Source organism: Mycolicibacterium canariasense (genome assembly GCF_002101555.1).
Taxonomy (GTDB): domain Bacteria; phylum Actinomycetota; class Actinomycetes; order Mycobacteriales; family Mycobacteriaceae; genus Mycobacterium; species Mycobacterium canariasense.
The window spans coordinates 1-26,344 of record NZ_LQOL01000048.1; the positions used below are offsets into that span (position 1 = coordinate 1).

24 protein-coding genes and 4 pseudogenes are annotated in these 26,344 nt (G+C 66.2%); 11 read left to right on the forward strand and 17 right to left on the reverse strand.

Annotation, left to right across the window (positions count from 1 at the left end):
• Positions 1-209, reverse strand: a pseudogene (locus tag AWB94_RS12215) (TadA family conjugal transfer-associated ATPase); the annotation flags it as partial.
• A gap of 114 nt (positions 210-323) precedes the next feature.
• Here AWB94_RS12215 and AWB94_RS12220 point away from each other — a divergent pair.
• The 3 genes from AWB94_RS12220 to AWB94_RS12230 all read left to right on the forward strand — a co-directional run bounded on the left by AWB94_RS12220 (position 324) and on the right by AWB94_RS12230 (position 4,778).
• Entirely contained in the window at positions 324-1,532 is a 1,209-nt protein-coding gene (locus tag AWB94_RS12220) for a tyrosine-type recombinase/integrase (RefSeq protein ID WP_062657867.1), read from the forward strand.
• Between the two features lie 1,349 nt (positions 1,533-2,881).
• Complete coding sequence (locus AWB94_RS35795; protein WP_234811720.1) at positions 2,882-4,198, forward strand: tyrosine-type recombinase/integrase; 1,317 nt, start codon at positions 2,882-2,884, stop codon at positions 4,196-4,198.
• Positions 4,188-4,778 carry a hypothetical protein gene (locus AWB94_RS12230; protein WP_062657866.1) on the forward strand — a complete coding sequence of 197 codons (591 nt, stop codon included), beginning with the start codon at positions 4,188-4,190 and terminating at the stop codon, positions 4,776-4,778. The genes AWB94_RS35795 and AWB94_RS12230 overlap by 11 nt, the downstream gene beginning before the upstream one ends.
• Before the next feature lie 86 nt (positions 4,779-4,864).
• Here AWB94_RS12230 and AWB94_RS12235 read toward each other — a convergent pair whose 3' ends face one another.
• Together AWB94_RS12235 and AWB94_RS12240 are read right to left on the reverse strand one after the other, a co-directional pair.
• Positions 4,865-6,376: an IS1634 family transposase gene (locus AWB94_RS12235; protein WP_062657865.1), complete on the reverse strand. Its 1,512-nt coding sequence runs from the start codon at positions 6,374-6,376 to the stop codon at positions 4,865-4,867.
• 223 nt (positions 6,377-6,599) lie between these two features.
• Positions 6,600-6,845 carry a hypothetical protein gene (locus tag AWB94_RS12240; protein WP_062657864.1) on the reverse strand — a complete coding sequence of 82 codons (246 nt, stop codon included), beginning with the start codon at positions 6,843-6,845 and terminating at the stop codon, positions 6,600-6,602.
• 155 nt (positions 6,846-7,000) lie between these two features.
• Here AWB94_RS12240 and AWB94_RS12245 point away from each other — a divergent pair, with 155 nt between their 5' ends.
• The 3 genes and pseudogenes from AWB94_RS12245 to AWB94_RS12255 all read left to right on the forward strand — a co-directional run bounded on the left by AWB94_RS12245 (position 7,001) and on the right by AWB94_RS12255 (position 8,527).
• Positions 7,001-7,321 (forward strand): type II toxin-antitoxin system Phd/YefM family antitoxin, encoded by a 321-nt coding sequence (locus AWB94_RS12245; protein WP_084395290.1) that lies wholly within the window; start codon positions 7,001-7,003, stop codon positions 7,319-7,321.
• Between the two features lie 256 nt (positions 7,322-7,577).
• Positions 7,578-7,868, forward strand: a pseudogene (locus tag AWB94_RS12250) (ABC transporter ATP-binding protein); the annotation flags it as partial.
• Positions 7,869-7,969: 101 nt separating this feature from the next.
• A complete protein-coding gene (locus AWB94_RS12255) occupies positions 7,970-8,527 on the forward strand; it encodes a TetR-like C-terminal domain-containing protein (RefSeq protein WP_062657861.1) in 558 nt (185 codons plus the stop codon).
• On the opposite strand, the gene AWB94_RS12260 is transcribed toward AWB94_RS12255, so the two are convergent.
• The 3 genes from AWB94_RS12260 to AWB94_RS12270 form a co-directional block, all read right to left on the reverse strand.
• A complete protein-coding gene (locus tag AWB94_RS12260; RefSeq protein WP_062657860.1) occupies positions 8,524-9,747 on the reverse strand; it encodes a globin domain-containing protein in 1,224 nt (407 codons plus the stop codon). The genes AWB94_RS12255 and AWB94_RS12260 overlap by 4 nt on opposite strands.
• Positions 9,744-10,202, reverse strand: coding sequence for an RrF2 family transcriptional regulator (locus AWB94_RS12265; protein ID WP_062657859.1), 459 nt, complete (start codon positions 10,200-10,202; stop codon positions 9,744-9,746). The genes AWB94_RS12260 and AWB94_RS12265 overlap by 4 nt, the downstream gene beginning before the upstream one ends.
• Before the next feature lie 98 nt (positions 10,203-10,300).
• A complete protein-coding gene (locus AWB94_RS12270) occupies positions 10,301-10,789 on the reverse strand; it encodes a pentapeptide repeat-containing protein (RefSeq protein WP_234811723.1) in 489 nt (162 codons plus the stop codon).
• Positions 10,790-10,845: 56 nt separating this feature from the next.
• On the opposite strand from AWB94_RS12270, the pseudogene AWB94_RS12275 reads away from it, so the two are divergent.
• Positions 10,846-12,048 (forward strand): annotated as a pseudogene (locus AWB94_RS12275) (IS256 family transposase); the annotation flags it as partial.
• Here the strand turns inward: AWB94_RS12275 and AWB94_RS12280 are convergent.
• The 5 genes and pseudogenes from AWB94_RS12280 to ssd form a co-directional block, all read right to left on the reverse strand.
• Positions 12,021-12,341 (reverse strand): hypothetical protein, encoded by a 321-nt coding sequence (locus tag AWB94_RS12280; RefSeq protein WP_062657857.1) that lies wholly within the window; start codon positions 12,339-12,341, stop codon positions 12,021-12,023. The pseudogene AWB94_RS12275 and the gene AWB94_RS12280 sit on opposite strands and share 28 nt — an antisense overlap.
• A complete protein-coding gene (locus AWB94_RS36415) occupies positions 12,331-12,555 on the reverse strand; it encodes a type II CBASS E2 protein (protein ID WP_473143623.1) in 225 nt (74 codons plus the stop codon). Before AWB94_RS36415 ends, AWB94_RS12280 begins: the two co-directional genes overlap by 11 nt.
• Positions 12,556-12,962: 407 nt before the next feature.
• Positions 12,963-13,760, reverse strand: coding sequence for an adenylate/guanylate cyclase domain-containing protein (locus tag AWB94_RS12290; protein ID WP_165605352.1), 798 nt, complete (start codon positions 13,758-13,760; stop codon positions 12,963-12,965).
• Between the two features lie 208 nt (positions 13,761-13,968).
• A pseudogene (locus AWB94_RS12295) lies at positions 13,969-14,820 on the reverse strand (TadA family conjugal transfer-associated ATPase); the annotation flags it as partial.
• A complete protein-coding gene (gene ssd / locus AWB94_RS12300; RefSeq protein WP_272937613.1) occupies positions 14,817-15,899 on the reverse strand; it encodes a septum site-determining protein Ssd in 1,083 nt (360 codons plus the stop codon). The gene ssd and the pseudogene AWB94_RS12295, both read right to left, overlap by 4 nt.
• Positions 15,900-16,314: 415 nt before the next feature.
• Between ssd and AWB94_RS12305 the strand changes: the two genes are divergently transcribed.
• Entirely contained in the window at positions 16,315-17,181 is an 867-nt protein-coding gene (locus AWB94_RS12305) for an HAD-IB family hydrolase (protein WP_062657855.1), read from the forward strand.
• Between the two features lie 427 nt (positions 17,182-17,608).
• Here the strand turns inward: AWB94_RS12305 and AWB94_RS12315 are convergent, their stop codons facing one another.
• On the reverse strand, positions 17,609-18,352 hold the full coding sequence (locus AWB94_RS12315; protein WP_062657854.1) for a Fic family protein: 744 nt from the start codon (positions 18,350-18,352) through the stop codon (positions 17,609-17,611).
• A 124-nt stretch (positions 18,353-18,476) separates the two neighbouring features.
• Here AWB94_RS12315 and acs point away from each other — a divergent pair, with 124 nt between their 5' ends.
• Positions 18,477-20,438, forward strand: coding sequence for an acetate--CoA ligase (gene acs, locus AWB94_RS12320; protein WP_062657853.1), 1,962 nt, complete (start codon positions 18,477-18,479; stop codon positions 20,436-20,438).
• A 40-nt stretch (positions 20,439-20,478) separates the two neighbouring features.
• Here the strand turns inward: acs and AWB94_RS12325 are convergent, their stop codons facing one another.
• Complete coding sequence (locus tag AWB94_RS12325; protein WP_062657852.1) at positions 20,479-21,219, reverse strand: S1 family peptidase; 741 nt, start codon at positions 21,217-21,219, stop codon at positions 20,479-20,481.
• A gap of 52 nt (positions 21,220-21,271) precedes the next feature.
• On the opposite strand from AWB94_RS12325, the gene AWB94_RS12330 reads away from it, so the two are divergent.
• Together AWB94_RS12330 and AWB94_RS12335 are read left to right on the forward strand one after the other, a co-directional pair.
• Positions 21,272-21,772 carry a phage holin family protein gene (locus AWB94_RS12330; RefSeq protein WP_024454592.1) on the forward strand — a complete coding sequence of 167 codons (501 nt, stop codon included), beginning with the start codon at positions 21,272-21,274 and terminating at the stop codon, positions 21,770-21,772.
• The gene (locus AWB94_RS12335; protein ID WP_062657851.1) at positions 21,773-22,750 is read left to right on the forward strand and encodes an alpha/beta fold hydrolase; all 978 of its coding nucleotides are present in this window, start codon (positions 21,773-21,775) and stop codon (positions 22,748-22,750) included.
• On the opposite strand, the gene marP is transcribed toward AWB94_RS12335, so the two are convergent.
• Genes marP through nth form a run of 4 tightly spaced genes read right to left on the reverse strand, consistent with a single transcriptional unit; the run spans position 22,747 to position 26,136 of the window.
• Positions 22,747-23,934 (reverse strand): acid resistance serine protease MarP, encoded by a 1,188-nt coding sequence (marP, locus tag AWB94_RS12340; protein WP_062657850.1) that lies wholly within the window; start codon positions 23,932-23,934, stop codon positions 22,747-22,749. The genes AWB94_RS12335 and marP overlap by 4 nt on opposite strands.
• Complete coding sequence (locus tag AWB94_RS12345; protein ID WP_062657849.1) at positions 23,934-24,719, reverse strand: NUDIX hydrolase; 786 nt, start codon at positions 24,717-24,719, stop codon at positions 23,934-23,936. Before AWB94_RS12345 ends, marP begins: the two co-directional genes overlap by 1 nt.
• Positions 24,716-25,363, reverse strand: coding sequence for a TlpA disulfide reductase family protein (locus AWB94_RS12350; protein WP_062657848.1), 648 nt, complete (start codon positions 25,361-25,363; stop codon positions 24,716-24,718). The genes AWB94_RS12345 and AWB94_RS12350 overlap by 4 nt, the downstream gene beginning before the upstream one ends.
• The gene (gene nth / locus AWB94_RS12355) at positions 25,360-26,136 is read right to left on the reverse strand and encodes an endonuclease III (protein ID WP_084395286.1); all 777 of its coding nucleotides are present in this window, start codon (positions 26,134-26,136) and stop codon (positions 25,360-25,362) included. Before nth ends, AWB94_RS12350 begins: the two co-directional genes overlap by 4 nt.
• Positions 26,137-26,344 lie beyond the last annotated feature (208 nt).

Consider the following 26,344-nt stretch of genomic DNA (forward strand, 5'->3'; position numbering starts at 1 on the left):
TGTGTTCCTCGTTGATTCCGCACCCTCAAACCAAGGGCGGTCACTGTCTTACACACAGCGATTCCCGTTACAGATAAGACCGCCGCCGCCAGCTGGCTGTGCAGCCCCGCACGGCCCAGCCCGCCGGAGCCGGCCAACGCCTCGAGCCGGGCGGGCACCTCGGCGGGGCGATTGGCGTGTACGGTTCCCGCTCCCCCGTCGTGACCGGTCTTACCGCCCGGCTTGCACGGCGTTCGCGACGTTCTTGGCGAGCCTCACCGAGCATGTCGCGAACGCGTGATAAGACTGCGTTCGTAACAATCACCGCTCCGGAAGGAGTCTTGGTGGGAGAGTTCGCCCGGTTTTCGGTACGGAAGATCCGCCACCCTGGCGGCCGGGTGTCTCATTGGATCGTTGACGCGAATTCTGAGGTCCACCGTCGTTCGCTGGATGTGCTCAAGCGCTACGGCCCGGGGACCCAGGCAACCTACGCCTACGGTTTGGCTGACCATCTCAACTGGGCGGCAGCAAATGGCAAGACCCCCGATCGCGTTACCCTTGACGACTTGTTGCGCTACATGAATGGCCTCACAGGTGCAGCAGAAGACGTATACGGCATCGCCTGGCGGCGGGCGGATCAATTGCCGTTAGGCCCGTCCGCAGCTAACAACGTTGCGACCATCGTGAAGGCGTACTACCTGTGCGTCGCCGCGAAATCACCCCAAGCGGTTCATCCGACGTTGATCGAGGGTCTCGGAGCCACTTCTGCAACCGTGCGTGGTAGGCGTACCGCCGCTAATCCGCTTTCGCCGAGGAAGCCGGCCCGCCGACCCCGCTATTTGTCTGACCAAGTTGTCGCAGCACTGTATGAGCCGGGTGTACTGCTCACAGCTCGTGACGTCATGATCGTGACTTGGCTTCATGACGGCGGTTTTCGGGTGGGCGGGTTATGCGGCCTCCGCTTCTCGGACCTTCATCTGAAACGCCACCATCCATGCGGTCAGCGTGCTGATCCGCACGTGCACCTTGTATCGCGCGACGACAACCCAAACGGAGCTCGCGCCAAGTCCAGATTTGTGTCGGGCGCGAGGCTCAGCGCAGACGGCCACGTGGTCGATGGGGTTATCCGAGCCGTGAGCCCGGACATGGTCAGCACTTTCTATGCCTACTTACTTGATGAATACCATCCGGTCCAATACGCGGTGACCCATGAGCAGGTGCTGATCCATACGCAGGGCACAACGGTAGGCGCTGCACTGACTACCGCTGGCATCCGCAAAATGCTGCGACGCGCATGCGGTCGGGCAGCGATTGATGTTCGGGTCACGCCCCACAGTTTTCGGCATAAGGCGGCCGCCGCGTTCTACGTCGCCTCGGACTTCAACGCTGACATGGTCGCACAGGAATTTGGTTGGGCTAGTCCAGAAATGGTGACCGATCTCTACGGCAAGTCCGCCAACCGTCACGCCATCACCTTCCTCAAGCAGGCCTGGGAGGCGACAGCACGTCCTCCAGTCGACGCGCATCTCAAGGAAAGTGGGGACGAATGGTGACCGCCATAGCTGAATTCGATACCGCCGCCATCCCAGTCGTCGATGCAAGCCCATCACCAGGGTTGAGTTTCGAACGGCGGTACGAAATCGTCAGCGAACAGTTCGCCGATTGGCTTTTGATGGAACCGATTCAATTCCCTCCGCAGCATCCGACCTATGGGTGGGCGTGTCGCGTTTCCGAGTGCGAAGGAGCAGTTGCGCCAACTCACACGACCTACCTCTGCGATAAGCACGCCAAGCAATATTCGCTGAGCAACCCCACCGCCGACGTCGAAGACTTCATTTCCAGCGCTGAACCGATCGATCGGTCACGAATCGGTTTCGCGCTTAAGCGGTTCCCCGAGTGCACAGTGGAGCACTGCAGTCGCGAGGCGAGCGGACGCGGCCTATGCACTGCGCACGGAAACTCGCTTGCGAAGGAAATAAAGCGTGGAGGATGCGAGATAGCGTGGCGCCGGGGCGTCGTCAGCCGGTTACCGGCGTTACAGAGGTGCTCGTTGACCGGTTGCGCGCACGATGGCGCTCTTCTCACGCCCGATGGTGGACGCATCTGCCGATCCCACCACAGTCAGTGGCGACACTGGTTACGCACCGTGGGGGGCTCAGCAGATCTGGCCGCGTGGCGCGATTACCTAACCTCGTCATTACTACGAGACTCGCTCGGTGACGTGCAGAGCCGAGGAAGGGCTAGTCTCAGCGCCCTGCCAGCTCGTCTGCAGGCAGAGATCCGTTTCGCGTTGCACCGGCATTGTCAGTTAAAACACCGCGTGAGAATAACCCCCGCCACAATTCGGGCCGGTGTCGATGCCTTGGCACGCCATAACATTCAATCACTGGCTGAGAACGACCAGATGCAGACGGTCCTGACCTCCTGTCAGAACGCGTTGGTCCGTCGGGGACTTACGGCGCTCGCGTTCGCTGCTCGAAGTCTCACTGCCACAGACACATCCGCAAAGGAAGAAGGCTGGTTCGATCCAGTCGTCGTCGGCGCTGCGCCGTTTCCGGACACGCAAACCCGTACGCGACGCAAGCCATGGGTCTTGACGGAAATCTCGCAGCGCTGGCTTCGCGACCTAGCTTGGGAGTTTTGCCGCGATATGGCCTTGCTGCCCGAGGGTAAGCGGCCGTCCGCAGCGACGGTCCACCAGCGGATGTGCGGAGCCGTTTGCCTATCAGGGTTTCTGCGTCAACATCGAGACGACGGGGGTGTAGACCCAGAAAAGCTAGGCCCAGACGACGCCAGCTTACTCAAAGAGGTGTGGGACATATGGTTTCGAGAGAAGATCCCTATAGCTCGACTGACCAATACTCCCCTCCGGCAAGCGCCTGTGCTGACAACGCTCACCCGGATGGTTTACATGAAGTCAATACGGATCCTGTTGCAGCACAGCCGTGATCGACGCCGCACCTGCCCGGAATTGGACTCGTTCACCCTTGCGTTGCCGATGATCTCACGACAACCCAACGCTCCCAGACCTCGACCGATGGCCTTCGGTGAGTTTCAGACCCTTGTTGCTCCGGCGAATATTCTCCGACTCGAGGCGGCAGATCGCGCTGACGTGGGGTTAGCTGACATCTGGCTGGTGCAGGCCTTCCAGGGCGGCCGAATCGGCGAGACTCTCGGATTACGGCTTGGCTGTATTGGTCTGGTGGGAAACGCTCAACCATATATTTGGCGCGACATCACCAAGAATCGAATTGTCGACCATGGCGTCCCCTGTCACTTGCCGGTTTACGAACGATTGCTCGCGCGACAGGAGAAGACCCGATCGAAGTTGCGTAGGCGATATGGCGCAAAATTGTCCACTCTCAGCCCGCGGGAAAGGCAGCGGGTCGAAGAGGGTTGGGAGCAGACGATGCCACTGTTCCCTCGCTCGGTGCGCAATCCGGACCTGGTCTTCGAACTCTCACAGGATGCGTTCCGGCGTTCATGGGGTCTCTGGCTGAAATCGCTGGGAGTGCGCAATCTCAAGACCCACCAAACTCGGGCGACCCTGGCGACCTCGTTGCTCAACAACGGTGCGCCGCCGGCCCTGGTTCGCCAGATGCTCGGACATTTTTCGCCCGAAGCGCTGGTGCACTATGCCAGCTACAACAACGAGTCGATGACGCGCCACCTTCAGCAGGTCTGGGCGGCCGGGCCAGGTATGGACAAACCGGGAACCATCTTGCTGCGACCCGCAGAACTTGGCGGATGCAACCCCAGGGCGGCTGCTGATCGGATTGACTTGACGGTAATACCGGTCGAGCACGGACTGTGCCGTTACGGGCCCGTCGTAGGCGGATCCCAATGCCCTAAAGCTAAGCACTGCACTACAGCACCAGATGGTCCGTGCGAACACTTCGTGCTAACTGGAGCCGACCTGACCTACTGGGAGCGCAAGCGCGACGCGGCCTACCATTTCGCCGAAGGTGCACCCAACAGCGACGCCCGCGACTACATCCTGAATCAGTGGGAGCCTTGGGAATCCGTCCTTAATAACCTCCGCGAAGCACTTAACGAACTCGGCCTCCTTGAGGAGGCCGAGAAGCTCGACTTGCGAACGCCACTACATGACTACTTCAATCCAATTTTCGCGACGGGGTGGCAAGTAACTGACTTGCACACGGGTGAAGCGAGCCACATACAAGCCTTGGAACAGGGAGCAGGAGAAGATGGGCAGTGATGCAAAGCCGCGTCGGCGACCGGTGGAAGCAATCGGATCCCGCACTCAGCGCAGCATCGAATGTGAACGGCGGGTCCGAAACGCATTGGCCCGACTCACCAAGAAGGGCGTCCCATTCACCGTTGAAGACGTCTGCGACCTCGCCGGGGTGAGCAAAACCTTCATCTACGACAAACGTCGTCCACTGTTGACGCAAGCCGTCATCCTCGCCAGAGACACGTCGCAAGATACCCCCACCGAACCTGCAACCGAAGAACTCGGCGCTGCGACCGCCTCCTGGCGGGAGCGCGCAATCAACGCCGAGGCGCTCGCAAAATCCCTCCGAAAGACCCTGCGGGACCGCGATGACCGGATCAGTGATCTCATCGGCCAGCTGTTCGATCCCCAGGGAAACCACCTGGCAGAGCAGAATGCCGAACTGCGTCGTCTCATGCGGACTCTGCATGAAAAGCTCCGCGCCGGAGAAGAAGAGAGCGCCAAACTCCGGCGATCCCTCGCCTCTGCTCGAGCGAACGTCAAGCACGAACGTGAACGAAACGTCACCGCACTTACGGCGGGAACATCGTACTCGCACAGCTGACCGCCGATCAACGGTGACGGCTACGTCGTATATCGACAGCCTTTGCGGCACTGCCGATTTAGTGCATCAGCCCGAGTTTTATCAATTTAGTGCGCAGCGTCTGACCTGATCTTGGCGAGCATTGCGGCGAGGTCGTTGGGGATACGTTCGGCGGCGGTGAGTGTGTGGTTGCCGGCGGCGATGGTGATGGTGCGGTAGCGGCGTGCGGTGCGGACGAATTTCTTGATGCTCCAGCCAGTTTGGGCTTCGATGTGGTGGCTGATGGCCATGGCGGCGAACACGATGCTCAGGTGGGCGTCGATCGATTCGCGGGTTCGGTGATAGATCGGACGAGCAGCCAGGTCGTGCTTGGACATCCGGAACGCCTTCTCGATGCGCCACAGTCGGTGGTAGGCGTCGATGATGAAGCTCGGGGGCTGCTCGACGAGGTTGGTGGTGTAGCCCTTCCACCCGGCCAGGGCGCGGGTCTTGGCCTCCAGCGTCCGGTTGACCGTCTTGGTTGCACCGGAGAGCTGGATGTAGCGGTTGCGTTTGACCGGGGCTTTGCCGTCCACGGCGCGCTGAGCCTTAGCGATCTGTTCATCGATCCCACGGCTGGTGCGTCGGGCCCGATCGGCACGGTACTGGTAGTGGATCATCCGGTCCGGTACCCCGCGGGCCTTCTCCGAAGTACTCGACGGCCATCGTTGGGTGAGGATCAGACCGTCGGGGATCTCGCGGCCGGGATGCTCTTTCTGCCATTCGGTCACTACGGAGGGCAGCTGCGGGATCTTCGAGCCGAGCACGTAGGTCAGCCCGGAGGCTTGCAAAGCGATCTGGTTGGCCTCCGAGATCATCCCGGCGTCGGCGACCACGGTGACATCGGCGAGCTGATGGGCTTTCTTGAATGCCGTGATGACGGGCAGCATGGTCGCGGTTTCGGCCTTGTTGCCCTCGAAGGCCTGCACCATCAGCGGCATCCCGGAGGCGTCGGTGAGCAGCCCGAGAGTGATCTGAGGTTCGAGTCGGCGTTCTTTGGAGAACCCCGGCTCGCGGAACCCGTCGCCGGCGTCGGTTTCGAAATACAAGGTGCTGACATCGAAGAGCACCAGGCTGGCCGGCCCGAGTTGAGCGTGGGCGGCGCAGGCAGATGAAAGTCCTTGCCGGAAAGCGGGTTTAGCGAACATCGGTAGCCGGCGGTTGAGCGTGGGATAGGACACCGGGGCGATGCCGGCTTCGTCGATCACCCGCAGCGAATCGGCCTTGCTGGTCGGTTCGATGATCCGGGCAAGCACCATCTGCCGGAACGCCTCATCACCTTCGGCGACTTCATCGAAACCCAGCAGCTCGTAGACATCGGACAGTGCCGACCACAGGTGCTGGGCACGCGAGGAGGTGATCGGCAACGGTTCGGCGTCGGCGCGGGTGCCCAGCCCGAGATCAAGCTGGTCCTGGCCACCAGCGATGCGCTGCACTCCGGCCGCTTTGAGCGCCGCGACACCGGCCTCGTCGTGGGCCGAGCCGAGGTGCTCGATGCTGCGAGAGCCACGCCGGTTGGACCACACGATCTGCACCGCGGTCGCCCCGGAGGCGGTCTTCACCGTGCGGACATGGGCCATCCGGGCAGCTTACGACCCGAAATTAGTGCGCAAGTTTCCGCTTCCAGCCCACCAACACCGCAGGTCACAGACCTACGCGGCCGCCGCCACCGAACTCTTGATAAAAGTCAGGTTACGGCGGGAACATCGTACTCGCACAGCTGACCGCCGATCAACGGTGACGGCTACGTCGTATATCGACAGCCTTTGCGGCACTGCCGATTTAGTGCATCAGCGCAGGGCGTTAGTTTGAGCGCCGCCGCCACGCGGCGTCCATAACCTCGGAATTGTTCACGTCATTGGCGGCGTCGGCGGCGCGGTGCAGATCGTCGACGGTCATGCTGCGCGGTGCTGTTGCCCGGTCGTGGAGTCCGGGCGAATCGGCGCTGGGCTGGTTCATCTGCTCGCGGATGGCAGCCACGCGAGCTGCACGTTGCGGATCGGCCAATAGTTTGGCCAGGCGTGCGCTGCCACGATCTTGGGCGGTCATGGTTAGTCTCCCTACGCCCGATGGACCCATGCACCGACCTGGGTATTGCATCGGCGGTGCACCCATCGAGTGCTGATCTGATTCGTCATGCATAAACGGTAGCTGGACGCCGAGCCATTCGGGCCGTCATTCAAAACAGTTAGCATCGGTCACTTGTGAAGCCGAACTCGATCACTGTGCGGGACATCCGGATCAATCTGGACGAGATTCTTTCTCGCATTGCAGCGGGAGAACATCTCGTCATCACTCAGCACGGTAAACCCGTTGCCGAGCTTCACCCCCTCCGGCCCGAAGAGGGTCGAAAAAGAGAGGTACCTCCGCCACGCCATCCCAAGCGTGCCGCCATCATGGGCGAGTACGACCGGCAACAACGCTTGCAGGCCATGGCATCAGCGATGAACGCGGCCGATGCTACGACGATGGATGAGTACCGGGCCGAAACCGCCGAGTGGGAAGAGCTCGCCAGTCGTCAATGAACGTGTCGATTCGCGCCGGATCAGTGCCGAGTGAACAAGTCGGCCACAGCAGATTACCGGCGGTCATGGCGCGCCTATTTCGCGTCGTCGCCGCTCAGCTACCCGTGCGGCGTGCCGGGTGGACCTGAGCTCCGGCGATCTGCTCCAGCTCGTCGATCACGATGCCATCGAGGCCAACGAAAGCACTGGCGGTGCTGGTCGGTCGTTGTTGGACGAGATCGTCCGCGACGGCGCCCGTCAGATGCTGGCCGCCGCGTTGAAGGTGGTCGCGGTGATGAGCCAGCTGGTGTTCTCCGGCGGCATGATCCCGGTGACCGACCGTCTGGTGCTCGACCAGATGTCGTGGCTGACTCCGGCACGGTGGGGCTTCGCCGCGTCCGCCTCGACCGTCGACCTGATCAAGCTGGTGCCCGGACCGCTGACGCCGAAGGACTCCCATTGGGAGCACACGGCCGGGGCGTGGTGGTTCGACATGGCGATGCTGTCACTGCTCAGCGTCTCGTACCTGACGTTCGTGCGCTGGCGGATCCGGCTCAAGGCCGCCTGACCAGGGTCGCGCGCAGTTCGGCACGTGAGTGTCCGAATCTTTCGGCATACTGTGCCAGGTTTCATAAGCTCGGCGGTGATGCCGAGAGGGGGTGGGGGGTTGTGTCGGAGGATGACGTACGCAAAAGAGCGCTCGACGCTGCGCTGGAGGAACTGCAGCAGTGGGGCGTCGACCGGTTCAGCATCGAAGCTGTGGCTCAGCGCGGCCGTCTCGATCCCGGCTTCATGCGCCAACAGTGGGGTACCGAAAGCCAGCTGATCATCGATGCGCTGTCGAGCTACAGCCAACTGATGGTCAGTCCACCCGACACCGGCTCGCTGTACGAGGATCTTTGCGAATTGGCGCTGGCGTTGGCGGACTACCTCAACGCGCCCGTGGGTCGGCGGATCGCGCGGATGCTGGTCATCGACAGCAAGTCGCAGGCAGCCGACGTGAGAACCCGCATCGCCTTCTACTCGATGCGGCGCGAAGTCATCGAGGTGATCTTCCGCCGCGCGGCAGAGCGCGGCGAGCTGCGGGCCGACGTCAAACCGGTCGTCGCGTTGCAGCTGTTGACCGCACCTCTGCACACCTTCGCGCTCTACCGCAACGACCAGGTCGACCCGGCGTACTGCCGTATGGTGGCCGACCTGGTCGCGCGCGCGATCACCGTCGCTTAACCCAGCAGCCAGTCGTTCGGGGAGAACAGCTCGCAGTGCACGCGCTCTGCGGTCACACCCTTGTCCAGCAGCTGAGTCCGGACTGCCTGCACGAAACCGTTTCCACCGCACAGGTACACCTGCACGTCGTCGGCGAGGTCGATGCCGGCGACGTTCATCAGGCCGGCGTGGACACCGGCGTTCCCGGCGGTCAGGCCGTCCTCGTACCAGATGTCCAGCGAGGCGTGCGTTAGTTGCTTGACGAGCTCGGACTGCCGCTCGCGCAGCGGGTGGCTCTGGTCGCTGCGGTCGGCGTGCAGTACCTGTACCCGGGCGTCCGGGGCGTGCGCCGCGAGGTGCTCGAGGAAACCGATCATCGGGGTGACGCCGATGCCTGCCGAGATCAACACCAGCGGCGCAGCACCGTCGGGTGCCGGCAGGTCACCGAACGGGACGGTGACGTCGAGGACGTCGCCGACGCAGATGTTGGCGGCGATCCAGTTCGACACCTCACCGGCAGGCTGCTCCCCCACCGCGGCGACCGGCCGGACGGCGAACGTCAGCTCACCGCTGCCGGCGGCGTTGACCAGGCTGTACTGGCGCAGCTGCCGGGCACCGTCGGGCATCGTGACACCGACCGAAACGTATTGGCCGGGGAGGAAATCCGGGAACGGCTGACCGGACGGAACGACGGTGACCAGCACCGCACCCGAGGGGTCGTCGACGCGGGCCTGCACCCGCGCCCGGCGGTAGACGTCGCCGTCGGCCACGCCCGCACCCCGGTAGAGGTCCTTCTCCAGCGCGATCAAGGTGTCGGCCATGATCCAGTACACCCGGTCCCAGGCCGCGGCGACATCCGCGGTGACGGTGTCGGCGCCCAGCACCGCGACGATCGCGGCGAACAGGTGCTCGTGCACGATCGAGTACTGGTCGGGCAAGATGCCCAGCGACGCATGCTTGTGCCCGATCCGCGACAGCAGCTCGGCCGGATGCGGCAGGTCGGGATCGACCAGGTGGGTGGCGAAGGTCGCGATCGACGCGGCCAGCGCCCGCTGCTGAGCGCCTTGGGCCTGGTTGCCGCGGTTGAACAGGTTGCGCAGCAGTTCCGGATGAGCGTCGAACATTCCGCGATAGAACTCGGTGGTGATCTCGTCGATGTGCGCCCCGATCAGCGGCAAGGTCGCGGACACCACCTCGGCGTGAGCGGGCTCCAGCTGGGCGGGAGTGGCGATGACGGTCATCGGGGGTTCCTTTCAATCGGCGGGGTGAAACTCACAGGAAGAACTTTCAGCGTGGGCCCGCGCGCCAGATCGCTGACGGTGAAGCGGTCGAGTTCGCTGTAGAACGCCTCTTTGGCGTCGGCCAGCGCGCGGCGCAGCCGGCAGGCGGCTACCAGCGGGCACGGATTCTCACCGCCGCACTCGACGACCTCACGGTCGCCTTCGAGGCGACGAACCAGCCAGCCGACGGACGCGGTGCGGCCGGCGTCGGTCAGTGTCAGACCTCCGACCCGTCCGCGCCGCGCCGACACCATGCCCAACTCGACCAGGCGGGACACGGCTTTGGCGACGTGGTTCTCCGATGCGGCGGCGCCGGTGGCGATCGACCTTGTGGTGATGCGCTGGCCGTCGGATTCGCCTGCGGCCAGCAGCATCATGGCCCGAAGGCCAAGGTCGGTGAACCGGGTGAGCTGCACGATTACGACGCTAGTAATTGCGCATCCGCGATGCGACTTTTACCGCTGTGGGGTCAAACACCTCGTTACGTGCGGCTTTTCCACCTGCTCGTTTGTGCTCAAACGCCTGAAATGTCGAGGGCGTGAGCGGCGGCGAAAGCCAGCGCCTGCGAGACGTCGACCTTCGCGCCGCGCAGTTGTGCGGTGGTCCACAGCGATGCGTCCACCCGGGCGCCCCGAAGATCGGAGCCCTCGAGTCGGGCCTGGGTGATCCGCGCGCCGCTCAGATCCGCTCCGGCGAGCACCGCTTCCCGGAGATCGGCATTGACCAGGTTGGCCTCGCGGAACCGGCACCCGGTCAGGTCGACCTTGCGCAGATCGGCACCGCCGAGCGCGGCCAACGTGAAATCCACCTCGACCAACGTGATCGGACGCATGCGGCACTCGGTGAACGACGAACCGAGAAAAGTGCAGTGCCGAAACGTGCTGTGCCACAGCGACGTCCGCCGGAACGTGCAGTTTCGGAACGCGGAGCCGATGTGCTCGGACTCCGAGAAGTCGACTCCGGAGAAGTCGCATTCGGTGAACACCACGCGCTCGGTGCGCAGCCGGCTGAAGTCCTCGTCGCGGAAGTTCTCGCCGCTGTACTCGCGGTCAGTCTCGACGGGCTGAGGTCGCCGCCTACGTGGCCCAGTTCGCCGATCAGCTCGATGAGAAGGGGCATCGGCTGGTGGTCCGCAACGGCTATCACCAGGCCCGCGAGGTGCTGACGGCAGCCGGGGCAGTTGAGGTGAAAGCACCGCGAGTCAACGACAAACGCGTCGACCCCGACACCGGTGAACGGAAACGGTTCTCCTCGGCGATCCTGCCGGCCTGGGCACGCAAGTCACCGCAGATGAGCGAAGTGCTGCCGCTGCTGTACCTGCACGGGCTGTCCACCAGCGACTTCACCCCCGCTCTGGAGCAGTTCCTGGGCTCGGGTGCCGGGCTCTCGGCCACCACGATCACCCGGCTGACCAGCCAGTGGCAGGACGAGGCCCGCGCGTTTGCCGCCCGGGACCTGTCGGGCACCGACTACGTCTACCTGTGGGTCGACGGCATCCACCTCAAGGTCCGCCTGGACCAGGAAAAGCTGTGTCTGCTGGTGATGCTCGGCGTGCGCGCGGACGGCCGCAAAGAGCTCGTGGCGATCACCGACGGCTACCGGGAATCGACCGAGTCGTGGGCTGATCTGCTGCGCGACTGTAAACGACGCGGCATGACCGCACCCGTGCTCGCCGTCGGCGATGGCGCACTCGGCTTCTGGAAAGCGGTACGCGAGGTGTTCCCGGCCACCAAAGAACAGCGGTGCTGGTTTCATAAGCAAGCCAATGTGCTTGCCGCCCTGCCGAAATCAGCGCACGCGTCGGCGTTGTCGGCACTCAAGGAGATCTACAACGCCGAGGATATCGACAAGGCCCAGGTCGCGGTCAAGGCCTTCACGGTCGACTTCGGGGCCAAGTACCCCAAGGCGGTCGCCAAGATCACCGACGATCTGGACACCCTACTGGAGTTCTACCACTATCCCGCCGAGCACTGGATCCACCTACGCACGACAAATCCGATCGAAAGCACCTTTGCCACAGTACGTTTGAGAACCAAGGTCACCAAGGGGCCGGGATCACGTGCGGCTGGTCTGGCCATGGCCTACAAGCTCATCGACGCCGCCGCGGCCCGCTGGCGTGCCGTCAACGCACCACACCTGGTCGCCCTGGTCCGCGCCGGCGCGGTCTTCCACAAGGGCAAACTGCTCGAACGCCCCACCGAAATCACCCCACCGACACCGCCCTCAGACGGCGATCAGCAAGCCGGAACGGAGGTCGCCTGAAACACGCCGATCCACAGGTACTGACAATTCCTCATGAACGAGAGCACTGTGAGCAGCGCGAACCCGCCGACGAGCAGACCAGCGGGGCACGGCCTGCTCATTGCCTTGAAGACCGCGGGAGCACTGCTGTTGAACATTGTCGCTGCGACACCAAGGCCGGCGGCCAGAATGGTTGCTTTGGTGTCTCCGAAACGCGCCCATCCGGCCATTTGGTCGATGGCCGCAATGCTCCCTGTGCCTTCGGATGTCTGCGGCGTCTGCCCTTCGCTTGCCGGGTCGGCGTCAGACAGCAACGGAATCGACGCCCTCGACCGGCCACTTTCGGGTGATCCGCCACTCGCTGTAGGCAGCCAACCAGTGCGCCGCCCATGCGGTTGCCGTTGCCACTGTGTGCTGGCTGGGATCCCAGTCGTCACGGTCGGCGACACATAGGCTTCCAGTAGTGAATAGGTGCGGCGGCTTCTGCCAGCGGCGTCCCGCGTTCGCCCCGAGCCGTGGCTGCGTCACGTGAACCCGCGGTAGACCTTTGATCGCGGCGGGTCATGATGAGCACGGTGAACCGGCCGCGGCCCGTATCGATGACGCCGCCCCAACTTGGCGGAGCCCCGTCGTCTGACGGAAGGTACAGGAACTCCGGGAAGGACTCCTTCATAGCGTCGACATGACGGGTGAGCGCCCCATGGTCTGCCCACCAGTCCACATGCGACTGGGCCAACACGTTGTCGGCCTCCTCCTCGCCACCATGAAACCTGTGCGGGGCTACGGCGGTAACAGGGCCGTAGTCCCTGTGAACCGGTCCGGAGGGCGTGGTTGTGACGTTATCGAAGACAACCCGCCCAGCGACCGTGACAAATCTGGGCACGTGAACGCCGTGATGGCGAGGTAGCGCGGGAATCGACATCATCATCTCCAGTTCATTGGATTGCGATCCGGCTCGAAGGGTGGCCATCGAGCTGCTCCACCGTCCCAGGGATGTGTGGAAGCGTTGTGCGCCAGCGATAGTCGTAAAAGCGGTAATAGCGCACTAGATGATCGCGTTGATACCGCTTCGGGGACTGTTCGTGTTCAATCAGCTGCGAGTCGGGCAACAATCGCTGCACGCCTTCGCCCACAACCACTTCCCACGACTTTGCCTGTTTCTCGCACTTGGCCGCAAAGTTGGCCGCGAACCCAATTACGTTCACTTCACTGTGATCCTGGCTTCCGGATCGAACAAACGTCAGCCGTCCGTAGTCGACTCCAGCGCGGGCTTGAACCCGCCGGATTCCTACCGCCTCGAGCCGCGGGTTCAGACCCTGTTCCACCGCATTCAACGCATGGGCACACGCACCAAGGGCCATCACCGCGTCTGCTTCGGGTTGGCCCGGCCCAAATCCCGCGAAGAGCCCGTCGCCCCGCAGGCCAAGTGGGAATCCGCCAAATCCGGAAACAATCTCGACGAAGGCACTCAGCACCGCGCGCGCGAGGTCAACTACTGCATCTTCGTCATCCCAAAAGGAGCGCCCGGTGAAATCGGTGAGATCGATGAACGCTACGGCGAGAGAAGCCAGCTTGCGGCCACCTACCTCAAGCTCTTCGAATTCCGGGTGGCCAAGTGCCTTCGACCGCAGCGACGGGGCCGCAGACGCCTGGATCGACCGGTAACCCGCTTGACGGCGCCAATAGTCGCCCATCACGGCATCACCGAACTGATCGGCCGTCAGTACCGTCATCGGCAGGCTCCAAATCCATAACCAGGTCGACCCACCAGCGGCCTGGCCAACGCCTCACAGCGTGACGCCAAGCCTGGTTGCTAGCCCCGAACAAGTATGGCCGAACCCACCGACAACCTATGGGAGGTCGACAACGTGTCGCGGACGCGTTCGCGACACATCTAGCTGCTGGAATCAGCTTCTGCTAACGCCACCAGTCGCTAACCGCGGTGTTGAGCGCGGCGAGCAGGTCGACCACCTCGGCCCCGCGTACCTCGCCGACGACGATGCGGTCCGGCCGCATCCGCAGTGCCTGCCGAACGAGGTCACGCACGGCGACCTCGCCGACGCCTTCGACGTTCGCGCCGCGCGCCACCAGCTTGACCACGTGCGGGTGCCGGGGTGCGAGTTCGGCGGCATCCTCGACGCACACGATCCGTTCGGCCGGGTCGATCGCGCCGAGCAGCGCCGCCAGCAGGGTGGTCTTCCCGGCCCCGGTACCGCCGGAGACGAGGAACGCCAGCCGGGCCCGCAGGATCGCGTCGAGCAGCCGCGCCGCCGGTTCGGCGATGGCGCCCGCGGCGATCAGCGCACCCAGATCCTGGTCGGCCGGCCGCAACACCCGCAGCGACAGGCAGGTGCCGGCCGCCGCGATCGGCGGCAGCACCGCGTGCAGGCGTACCGGATCCTCTCCCAGGCAGGTCAGCTGGCCGTCCACCCACGGCTGGCTCTCGTCGAGGCGGCGGCCCGCAGCGAGGGCCAACCGCTGCGCGAGCCGCCGCACCGCGCCTTCGTCGGCAAAGCGGATCTCGGTGCGCGACATGCCTTCTCCACGGTCCACCCATACCGCGTCGGGTGCGGTCACCAGGACGTCGGTGGTGCCGGGCAGGCGCAGCAGCGGGTCCAGCGGCCCGGCGCCGGTGAGCTCGGTCTGCAGCACCCGCATGGTGGCGAGGACATCGGTGTCACCGAGCAGACCACCGGATTCCGCGCGGATCGCGGCGGCGACGATCGCCGGATGCAACGGCGCGGCCTCGATCGCGAGCCGTTCCCGGACCCGGTCGATCAACGAGGCCGTCATCGCGGCACCGCCACCGGCTGCTGCCGCAGCAAGGTCAACACCCGGCCGGCGGCGGCCGCCAACGGTGATCTGGCGCGGATCCGCAGACCGCTGTGTTCCATCGTGGTGGCCAGCCCGGGTTGCGGGCGCATGGACGCCAGCAGCGGCACGCCGATGGTGCGCGCCACGTCGGTGGCACGCAGTCCGCCCGGCGACGGTCCACGGACCACCACGCCGATATTGGGGTTGACGGTGCCGACCCAACTCCCGATGACCCCGGACGCCGCGGTGGCCCGCACGTCCGCGGGAGTGACGAGTGCGACGAGATCGGCCGCCCGCAGGGCGGTCTCGGTTGCTGTTCCCGGCTGGCGCGCGACGTCGCAGACCACCGTCACCCCGGCACGTCGGCCCGCGTCGATGACCGACGCCAGCGGGGCGGGTGCGATCGGGGTTCCGGTCCGCGCACCGGACAACACCGTCACCCCGCGGCGTGTGGGTAGCGCGTCACGCAGCGCGGCGTACTCGAGCCGGCCGTCGTTGAGCGCGAGATCGGGCCACCGCAGGCCTGTTTCGTGCTCGCTGCCCAGCACCAGGTCGAGCCCGGCGCCCCACGGGTCTGCGTCGACGAGCAGCGAATCGGAAGCCGCCTGCGCCACCGCGGCGGCGAACACCGATGCGCCCGCACCACCGGTACCGCCGAGCACCGCCAGCACGGGGCCGCGGGGCGTACCCGCGCCGGGTGATTCGGGGGCGGCCGTCAGCGCGGCCATCAGCACCCCTTCCTGGCCGGGCAGCTGCAGCACCCGCTCGGCGCCGACCGCGACCGCCGATTCCCAGTCGGCGCGGCAATCTGCACGGGACAACAACAGCACCCGGTCCCGGCGCGGCAATCCGCGTGCCACGCAGCGGTCGGCGGCCAGGCGATCCACGAGTACCACCGGCGCGCCCGTCCACACCGCACGGCTGGACGGTTCACCTGCGTGCACCACCCGGACACCGGCGGCCGCCGCCACCCGATCGACCTCATCGCGGGCCGCCGCGTCGCCCAGCAGGGCCAGGACCGAGGTGGTCGGAGCCGGTGCGATCGGTGCTGGGGTCACCCGTTCACTGTGCAAACATCCGGCGAACGTGCGCCAGGGCCCGAGGAAAATCTGTGGATGAATCCCGAACTGTGCATGAACCGGAGATGCGGCCGATCGAGAACGACATTCCGCAACGAACGGGAGATTGACCGTCGGTGCGGTGGCGGGACACCCCGAGAAAAGGGACGACCCCCGCCAGGGGGGGAGGAGGCGGAGGTCGTCGTGTATCAGCCCCGGGGGGTCGGGCTGATCCACACCCAGCATAAGCCGGGTAATGCTCACTATACACACGGGTCAGTCGTGCGGCGCAAGTTGAACTTGCCTGTGAACGCACTTGAGAACGGAAAATCCAGCAGCCGGCAACACCTGGTGTGAGCTGCCACTTTCCCAGCTATGGGAATGGGCTCCCGCGGGCCGGGCATATGCTGGGCCCGTGACGGTTTCCGACCGGGCCGACGATGCGCCCGCCGCCGCTGATGGCCGCGCCGAATCGGGTCAACCGATCCGCACGGCGGCGTTCTTCGATCTCGACAAGACGGTGATCGCCAAGTCCAGCACCCTGGCGTTCAGCAAACCATTCTTCGAACAGGGCCTGTTGAACCGGCGCGCGGTGCTCAAGTCGTCGTATGCCCAGTTCCTGTTCCTGATGTCGGGCGCCGACCACGACCAGATGGACCGGATGCGAACGTACCTGACCGATATGTGCACCGGCTGGGATGTCGAGCAGGTGCGATCGGTGGTGGGTGAGGCCCTGCACGACATCGTCGACCCCCTGGTGTTCGCCGAAGCCGCCAACCTGATCGCCGACCACAAGCTGTGCGGACGCGACGTCGTCGTGGTGTCGGCGTCCGGCGAGGAGATCGTCGCGCCGATCGCCCGGGCGCTGGGCGCGACACACGCCATGGCCACCCGGATGGTCGTCGAGGACGGCAAGTACACCGGCGAGGTCGCGTTCTACTGCTACGGCGAGGGCAAGGTGGAGGCCATCCGCGAGCTTGCCGTGCGCGAGGGCTACGCGCTGGAGCACTGTTACGCGTACTCGGATTCGATCACCGATCTGCCGATGCTGGAGGCCGTCGGGCATCCGTCGGTGGTCAACCCCGACCGCGCGCTGCGCAAAGAGGCCGGTGCGCGGGACTGGCCGGTGCTGACGTTCAACCGGCCGGTTTCCCTGCGGGACCGGATCCCCGCGCCGTCAGGTGCGGCCGTCGCGACCACGTTCGCAGTCGGCTTGAGCGCACTGGCGGGCGGGGCACTGACATATTCGTTGTTGCGCCGGTTCATGTTTGGCGAACGCTGATACGACTGATACGACGCTCGGTCGTAGTGCCCGGCGCGGAGTAACGATCCGGAATCGGCATCAATTGACCCTTGATGTGACTGCGGTCACGTAGTACAAATGGAGTCACGGAAGCGCGGTAAGGCCAAGGCCACGCCGGAAGAGAAGGCGTAGTCTCCCGAGCCGAGCTCCCCAGCACGGATCCCGGCACCCACGCGGAGCACATACCGCGATAGAGGTAAAAGTGTTGCGGGCCTGCGGAATTGCGATAGCGGATGACATCGACGGTCCTTTGGGTGGGATCGCAGACAGAGCGCACCGCAAGAACGCCGAGGCCACCCACGCAACCCACAGAGCACGCTTGGTAACCGGAGTCCGTGCTAGCGGGCGGCGAGCCGAATCAGATGCAGGTCTGACACCGGAGCGCCGCCCGCTTTGTATTGCCCACCTACTTCTTCGCCGCCTCGGCGATCGAAAGTGCTTCTCGCGCACCGGCATGCAGGGCCTGGCTGCTCAGCACCAGCCACGCCCCCAACCCATTCGGCGTGCCTGAGGCGAACCCACGCGCGGCCGCCCGGTAGTTACCGGACTGCTTCATCCAGAACATCTCCGGAACGCCCAGGCCGTGCGGATCCAGCCCGCTGGACATGGTGATCAACCGCGACACCGCACGGGCCACCACACCGTCGGCCACCCCGAACGGCGCCAGGGTCAGCAGTTCCCCGTGCGCGACCGCCGCCAACACGAAGGCCGGCACCTTCGTCCCGCCGGTCACCAGGTCGGCCAGCAATTCCAACCGCGGACCGACCTCGGGATCGGGGCGGGGGCGACCCAGCCGCTCGTCGCCGTCGACCAGGTCGGCGGCGGCCAGCGCATGCAGCCGGGCCAGCGCCTGCAACGGGGCCCGCTTCCACACGCCCACCAGCGCGGTGGCCCCGCCCTCCAACGCCTCGGCCACCCGCAGGGCACCGGCCAGCACCGGGTCGGGCTGCCCGGAATCGGACAGGCTCAACGCACCGCCGTCGAGCACCGAAGAGGCCCGGGCCGCGCGCAGCGAGGCTTCGGCCGCCGTCGCCGGCCAACCGCGCAGGTTGGTGCGGTGCCGGTGCGCCCGGCCCAGCGCCTCGCGCGCCTGTTCGCCGGCGGCCGCCACGCCTTCCAGTGCAGCCAGCGGTGCAAGTGGATCGGTCACCGGGGTTACGCTAGCGGACCGCTGACCACCGATTCCCCGACCGTTCATCGCAGCCGTCCTGCCGCCCGCAGCAGGTTGTGACGCTCCAACACTCGTGCAACGTTCGGTGACTACGCTCACACCCATGAGTACTACGCCGCTGACGCATGCCGACGCCCCGTCCGCCTACCCGCCGCCCGCTGATTTCGCGGCGAATGCCAATGCCACCGGCCAGCTGTACGACGACGCAGCCGCCGACCGGCTCGCCTTCTGGGCAGCCCAGGCCAACCGGTTGTCGTGGCAGACCCCGTTCACCGAGGTGCTGGACTGGTCGGAGGCGCCGTTCGCGAAGTGGTTCGTCGGCGGCAAACTCAACGTCGCCTACAACTGCGTGGACCGTCATGTCGAGGCCGGCAACGGGGACCGGGTGGCGATCCACTGGGAGGGCGAACCGGTCGGCGATACCCGTGACATCACCTACGCACAACTCAAGGACGAGGTATCCAAGGCCGCGAACGCGCTGACCGGCCTCGGCCTGGTGGCCGGCGACCGGGTGGCCATCTACATGCCGATGGTGCCCGAGGCCATCGTGGCGATGCTGGCGTGCGCCCGCCTGGGCGTCATGCATTCGGTCGTGTTCGCCGGCTTCTCCGCCGCCGCACTGGGGGCCCGCATCGAGGACGCGGCGGCCAAGCTGGTGATCACCACCGACGGGCAGTACCGCCGCGGCAAGGCGGCCTCGCTCAAGGACGCCGTCGACGAAGCCGTCTCGGGCCAGTCGTCGGTCGAGCACGTATTGGTGGTGCGCCGCACCGGTATCGACGTGAACTGGACCGACGGCCGCGACCTGTGGTGGCACGAGACCGTGGAACCCCAGTCCCAACACCATGATCCGGAAGCCTTCGACTCCGAGCAGCCGCTGTTCCTGCTGTACACGTCGGGCACCACCGGCAAGCCCAAGGGCATCGTGCACACCTCCGGTGGCTACCTCACCCAGGCCGCCTACACCCACTACAACGTCTTCGACATCAAGGCCGAGACCGATGTGTACTGGTGCACCGCCGATATCGGCTGGGTCACCGGGCACACCTATATCGTGTACGGCCCGCTGGCCAACGGGGTCACCCAGGTGGTCTACGAGGGCACCCCCACCTCGCCGACCGAGCACCGCCATTTCGAGGTCATCGAAAAGTACGGCGTGACAATCTATTACACCGCCCCCACCCTGATCCGCACGTTCATGAAGCTCGGCCGCCAGATCCCGTCCGCGCACAACCTGTCCAGCCTGCGGCTGCTCGGCTCGGTCGGCGAGCCGATCAACCCGGAGGCCTGGCGCTGGTATCGAGAAGTCATCGGCGCCAACAAGACTCCGATCGTGGACACCTGGTGGCAGACCGAGACCGGGGCGATCATGATCTCCCCGTTGCCCGGTGTCACGGCCACCAAACCCGGATCGGCGATGGCCCCGCTGCCGGGTATCTCGGCCAAGATCGTCGACGACGAGGGCAACGAGCTGGTGCCCGGTGCCGACGAGGCCGAGCACGTCACCGGCTATCTGGTACTCGACGAGCCGTGGCCGGCGATGCTGCGCGGAATCTGGGGCGACCCCGAACGTTTCAAGGAGACCTACTGGTCCCGGTTCGCCGAGCAGGGCTGGTATTTCGCCGGTGACGGTGCCCGCTACGACAGCGACGGCAACATCTGGGTGCTGGGCCGCATCGACGACGTGATGAACATTTCCGGGCACCGGATCTCCACCGCCGAGGTGGAATCCGCGCTCGTCGGGCACTCCGGGGTGGCCGAGGCCGCCGTCGTCGGCGCCAGCGACGACACCACCGGCCAGGCGATCTGCGCATTCGTCATCCTCAAGGCGTCCGCGCACGGCGGTGCCGAGAACATGGTCGAGGAACTGCGCGCGCAGGTGGCCACGGAGATCTCACCGATCGCCAAACCGCGCGAGATCCATGTCGTGCCCGAGCTGCCCAAGACCCGCAGCGGCAAGATCATGCGCCGGCTGCTGCGCGACGTGGCCGAGGGCCGCGAGCTCGGCGACACCTCGACCCTGGTGGACCCCAGCGTGTTCGAGGCGATCCGCGCCAGCAAGTAGCAAGCCGGCTCAGGGCGAGCGAAGCGACGGGGAATCTGAGTCAGGGGACGGGAACGAATCCCGTCCCGGGGCGGTTCTTCGTCGCGATATCGCCCAGCACCGCGTTCATCGACACGGTGACCGCCGGCGTGTGCAGCGGCACGTACTTCACGATGCAGGTCGGCAGGTCCTCGGTGAAGGCGCCGTGGATCATGCCGACGAGCCGGTTGTTGACGGTGACAGGAGCCCCGGAATCGCCGGGCTGGCCGCACACCTGGTTCAGGATGGTGCCCGGATCCTTGCCCGGCCCCCAGGTCACCCCGCACGAATACCCGGTGGTCCGGCCCAGCTTGCACGCGACGTCGCCGAACGCCGGGTCCGGCCCGAGACCGTCGATGCGGAACCCGTTGACGGTGTCGACCGGGTGCACCTTGGCGGGGTCGAACTGGATGACGGCGTAGTCCAGGCCGTCGTTGCCGGCGACCATGGTGCCCAGCACCCCGGCCTGCGGCACGGCCTCGGAGCCGACCTGTGCGCCCGGCCCGCCGCAGTGCGCCGAGGTGAACCCGATGAGTTTGCCGGTCGCGTCGTTACCGATCGCGGTCAAGGTGCAGAAGGTGTCGCCGTTGATCACGATGCCGGATCCGCCACCGAGATCGACCGGGACGTCGGCGTGCGCGAGAGGGGCGAGAACGGTCGCGGCGAAAGCGGTGACCGCCCCGGCAAGCGCGTAAGCCGTCTTGTGCCGGCGGTGTCTCAATGCATCCCCAATTCGCTCGGGCCCCGAAGCAGCCGGCGCCATTCTATCGTCGGGCTGGATCGAGGGACGTCGCGCGACATGGCACCATAGCCCCATGACGACAGGGCAAAGCAAGAACGGCGTGCCGACCACCGTGGCATCCATTCCGCTCGTTGACCCGCATGCCCCGAAGGCCGATCCGTCGATCGGCGATCTGGTCAAGGACGCGACCGCGCAGGTGTCCACCTTGGTGCGGGCCGAGGTCGAGCTGGCCAAGGCCGAGATCACCCGCGACGTGAAGAAAGGCCTCACCGGCAGCATCTTCTTCATCGCCGCGCTGGTGGTGCTGTTCTACTCGACGTTCTTCTTCTTCTTCTTCCTCGCCGAGTTGCTCGACGAGTGGCTGTGGCGGTGGGTGGCGTTCCTGATCGTCTTCGCGCTCATGGTGATCACCACGGGGGCACTGGCCCTGTTCGGCTACCTGAAGGTGCGTCGGATCCGCGGGCCACGGCAGACCATCGAGACCGTCAAGGAGATCCCGGCCGCCCTGACCCCGGGACACGACAAGCCGGCCGAGCCGGCCCGCCCGGCGCCCACCGACCCATCGGGCTGGTAGATGCACCCGCCCGATCCGTCGGTGGTGTACATCGACGGCCCGTGGCGTCATCTGCAGGTCCACGCGAACGGTATCCGCTTCCACGTGGTGGAGGCCGAGCGCGAGCAGGCCGACCCCGACCGGCCACTGGTCATCCTGTTGCACGGGTTCGGCTCGTTCTGGTGGTCGTGGCGTCACCAACTCCGGGGCTTGGCCGGCATCGGGGTGAGCGAAGCGACGGGACAAAGCAGGAACGCCCGGGTGGTCGCGGTCGACCTGCGTGGCTACGGCGGCAGCGACAAGCCACCGCGCGGCTACGACGGCTGGACCCTGGCCGGGGACACGGCCGGCCTGGTGCGAGCGCTCGGGCACCGCACCGCAACCCTGGTGGGGCACGCCGACGGCGGGCTGGTGTGCTGGGCCACCTCCGTGCTGCACCCCCGGGTGGTGAAAGCGATCGCGCTGGTCAGCTCACCGCACCCGGTGGCGTTGCGGGCGTCCGCGCTGACCCGGCGCGATCAGGGCCGGGCGCTGTTGCCCTCGATGCTGCGCTATCAGCTGCCGTTCTGGCCCGAACGGGCGCTCGCCCGGGGCGACGCGGCCGAGCTGGAGCGCCTGGTCCGCACCAGGGCGAGCGCGAAATGGCAAGAGTCCCAAGACTTCACCGAGACCATCGAGCATCTGCGCACGGCCGCCCGGATCCCGGGCGCCACCCATTGCGCGCTGGAGTACCAGCGCTGGGCGGTACGCAGCCAGCTGCGCGGGGAGGGCCGCCGGTTCATGCGGTCCATGAAGCAGCCGCTGGCGATCCCCGTTCTGCACATGCGCGGTGACGCCGATCCGTACGTGCTCGCCGACCCGGTGCACCGGACCCGGCCGTATGCACCGCACGGGCACTTCGCCTCGATCGAGGGCGCCGGGCATTTCGCGCACGAGGAATGCCCGGCCACCGTCAACGCGCACCTGACCCGGTTCCTGGCGCAGGTCTACCCGCGTTAGGAGATGCACCTGCCGGTGGGCACCGGCGCGGTGTTGCCCACCTTCAGCCGCTGCTGCAGCACTTCCTCGGCGGTGAGCACGAACCCGGTATCGGCGTCGTCGACCGCCGCGCCGAACACCACACCGAGCACCTTGCCGTCGGTGTCGATCATCGGTCCGCCCGAATTGCCTTGTTTGACAGTGCCTCTGATGGTGTAGACGGTCCGGTTCACCGTGGTGGTGTGGTAGATGTCGGGGCCGTTGAGTTCGATGGTCTCGCGGATGCGCGCCGGCGTGGCGGCGAACTCCCCGCCGCCGGGATACCCCATCACCACGGCGTCGGTGCCCGGCTTGGCCTCGGCATCGTGGAAGAGCAGCGGCGGCGCGGGCAGGTCCGGCACCGCGAGGATCGAGATGTCCTCGTTCGGGTCATAGGACACCACGGTGGCGTCGTAGGTCTTGCCGTCCTCCTCGACCGTGACGGTCTCGGCGCCGGCCACCACGTGCGCATTCGACATCACCCGGTTCGGGGCAATGACGAAACCGCTTCCCTCGAGCACCTTTTGGCAGCTGGGTGCGACGCCGCGGATCTTGACCACGCTGCCCTTGGCTGCCGCGACGGTCGGCGAGTTGATCAATGCGGCATCCGGTGCGTCGACCGCGACGATCGGGGTGCGCCCGAACGGCGGCAGCAGATCGGGCAGCCCGGAGGTGTCCAGCAGGTTGGCCAGCCGGGTGGGCACCTTGCGCATCCACTCCGGTGCGATCCCGTTCACCTCCGTGAGCACCCGCGATCCGCGGACCGCGGCGCTCAGGCCGGGCTGGCTCGACGAGGTCAACGGTGCGGCCAGTAGCCACGCCGCGAGCAGCACCGCGACCAATTGCAGGGCCGCGCCCACCAGCGAGTCCAGGCCGCGCAACAGCCGGTTGTGGATGGCGCCGCGCACCGCCCGGCCGAGCACCACGCCGGCGATCTCGCCGATCACCACCAACGCCAGGATGAGGAACAGCGTCGCGAACAGCCGGGTACGGGGGCCGTCGATATGGCTGACGATGTGCGGCGCCAGCAGTACCCCGGCGACGGCACCGAGCGCCACGCCCACCAGCGACAGCACCGAGCCGAGGGCACCGGAACGCAGTCCGGACAGCGCGGCGACGCAGGCGAAGGCGAGGATGACGAGGTCAAGCCACTGAGACGAGGTCATTATTGCTCTACACCGTACTGGCTGGCCCGCCCAACCAGCGCCATTGCCTCGTCGAGTTCACGCACGTCGTCGGCGTCCCACGGCTGGGCCCAGCCCGCGACGTCGAGGATCGCCGAGATGACCTGACCGGTGAACCCCCACACCAGCATCTGGTTCAGCAGGAACGCAGGTCCGGCGAAGCGCCGGGTGTTCTGCTGCCGGTACACCATCAGCCGGTTCTCCGGGTTGACGAAGGCGCGGACCGGGACGCGCGCCACGATCGCCGTCTCCGCGGGGTCGACCACCGCGACGGGGCCGGGATCGGGTGAGTAGGCCAGCACGGGCACGACGTGAAAACCCGACGGCGGGATGAACATCCGGTCCAGCGTGGCCAGCGGTGTCAGCTTGGCGGCATCCAGCCCGGTCTCCTCGGTGGCCTCCCGCAGCGCGGTGCCCACCGGGCCGCCGTCGCCGGGATCGGCCGCGCCGCCGGGGAATGCCGCCTGACCCGAATGGTTGCGCAGCGTGGCGGCGCGGACTGTGACCAGCAGGTCGGCGTCGGGCGGGAGCGCCCCGGCGGGCGCGTCCGGGGGCCCGGAGAACAACACCAGCACCGCGGCGTCGCGTTTGGTCCCCGACCGGGTGGCAGTGGTGTTGGCCTCGGCGATGGCGGCGAGCACGTCGGCGGGCACGCGGCGCCGGTAGGCATCGGGCACCTGGTGGACATCGTCGACCAGGTGACGCAGCCACGGTGGGGCCGATCCCGGCTGTACGCCGGTGTTGTGGCCGGCATCGAGCGTGCTCATCCCGGCACTCCTATCGATGGATTCACCGCCGCGGCGATGTCGTCGGCGTCGGCGAACGGCCGGGGCAGGATTTCGGCCACGCTACCGTCCGCCCGCAGCACCACCGTCGCAGGCATCACGTTGGGCACCTTGAGGGCCGCGGCGACGCGGCGCCGGCCGTCCTGCAGCATCGGCAGGCGCACACCGAGTTCGGCCAGCCGCAGCAGACCGGCCGTCTCGTTCTCGTCCTGATGCACCGTCACGACGGTCACCGCCGATCCCATCCGGCGCTGGTATTCGGCCATGGCCGGCAGTTCGTCGGTACATGGCCCGCACCAGTAGGCCCACAGGTTCAGCACCACCGGGCGGCCCGCCAGCGCGGGGGCGAGGTCGACGGGCCTGCCGTCCCCCGCGCACTCCAGGGTGATGCCACGCAGGGCGGGCGGCCCGGGCTGCCCGGTGTCGGCAGGGCAGGGCGGCAGGTCGGCCTTGGCCCGCGGTTCCCGCAACGCTTCCGGGGTGTCGGCGTCGCGATGATCGCGCGCGGTGGGTGTTTCGGGCGCCGTGGGGGCGGTCTGCTCGGTGCCGATCTCCCGCCACAATCCGATGGCAAGGGCCGTGAAGATGATCAGCACCACCGCGGTCCAGCGCGCGGATCTGCTCACAGGCCGGCGAGGGCCAACAGGTGTTCGGTCTCCGGGCCTTTCACCAGAGCCGCCGCCGTCACCGGATCGGTGGGGCCTTCGCCGAACGACGGGCAATCCTTGGCCAGCACGCACACCCCGCAGGCGGGTCGCCGCGCATGGCAGACCCGGCGACCGTGGAAGATCACCCGGTGGCTCAGCAGCGTCCACTCCTTGCGCTCGATGAGCTCACCCACGATGTGCTCGACCTTCACCGGGTCCTGTTCGGCGGTCCATCGCCAGCGGCGCACCAGCCGGCCGAAGTGGGTGTCGACGGTGATGCCGGGGATGTCGAAGGCGTTGCCCAGCACCACATTGGCGGTCTTGCGGCCGACGCCGGGCAGCGTCACCAGATCGTCGAGATCGGCGGGTACCTCACCGTCGAACCGGGCCTCCAATTCCTGACCGAGGTTGATCAGCGAGTTGGCCTTGTTGCGGTAGAAGCCGGTGGGCCGGATCAGCTCCTCCAGTTCGGTGCGGTCGGCCTGGGCGTAGTCCAGCGCGGTGCGGTACTTCTGGAACAGCGCCGGGGTGGTGAGGTTGACGCGTTTGTCGGTGCACTGCGCCGACAGGATGGTCGCCACGATGAGCTCCAGTGGCGTGGTGAAATCCAGTTCGCAGTACACGTGCGGGAAGGCCGTGGCCAGCGTGCGGTTCATCCGGCGGGCCCGGCGGACCAGGCCGAGATGGGTTTCTGTGTCCCATCTGGCGGACCGCTTGGCTGCCGATTTGCTCCGGGCGGTGCGAACGCTCACCGGATCAGCGTACTGACGTGCCCTGGTCCTCGGGCGAACCGACGGGGTAGGACGACCCGCACTGCTGTGCTGACCGGTGACAAACCGTGATCTGGCTGAGACCTTCGCCGTGTTTACTCATCACTCGTGTCGTGGTTGCTGGTGGCGTTCGTTCCGGGGTTGCTGATGTTGGCAACTTTCGGTCTGGACCGCTTGGAAGCCGGGCTGC